The organism is Cupriavidus sp. SIMBA_020 (assembly GCF_046535395.1).
GTDB classification, from domain to species: Bacteria; Pseudomonadota; Gammaproteobacteria; order Burkholderiales; family Burkholderiaceae; genus Cupriavidus; species Cupriavidus campinensis.
Genome location: NZ_JAWRWU010000096.1, coordinates 1 through 422, shown reverse-complemented (window position 1 = coordinate 422; position 422 = coordinate 1). Strand labels below are relative to the sequence as shown.

At 68.0% G+C, this 422-nt stretch carries 1 protein-coding gene; it reads right to left on the bottom strand.

Going from position 1 to position 422, the window contains the following annotated elements; translation table 11 throughout:
* The coding region (locus tag SB751_RS28305) for a 4Fe-4S dicluster domain-containing protein (protein WP_410748825.1) at window positions 1-422 on the bottom strand (422 nt) is incomplete at both ends.

Here is a 422-nt window from a genome sequence, read left to right as displayed (position 1 = left end):
CTGCGGCATCTTGCCGGCCTCGGCGGCGGTCTGGATCGGCGACAGCGGCGGGATGTACCAGACCATCGGCAGCGTGCGGTATTCCGGATGCAGCGGGAAGGCGACTCGCCATTGCACCGCCATCTTGTAGACCGGCGACTGGCGCGCGGCCTCCAGCCACGATTCGGGAATGCCCTGTTCACGCGCCGCGGCGATCACCTCGGGCGAATGCGGGTCCAGGAACAGGCCCAGCTGCGACTCATACAGGTCCTGCTCGTCGCCCACGGCGGCGGCGCGTTCGATCTGGTCGGCGTCGTACAGCATGACGCCCAGGTAGCGGATGCGGCCGACGCAGGTCTCCGAGCACACGGTCGGCTGGCCGGCCTCGATGCGCGGATAGCAGAAGGTGCACTTCTCGGCCTTGCCGCTGTGCCAGTTGTAGT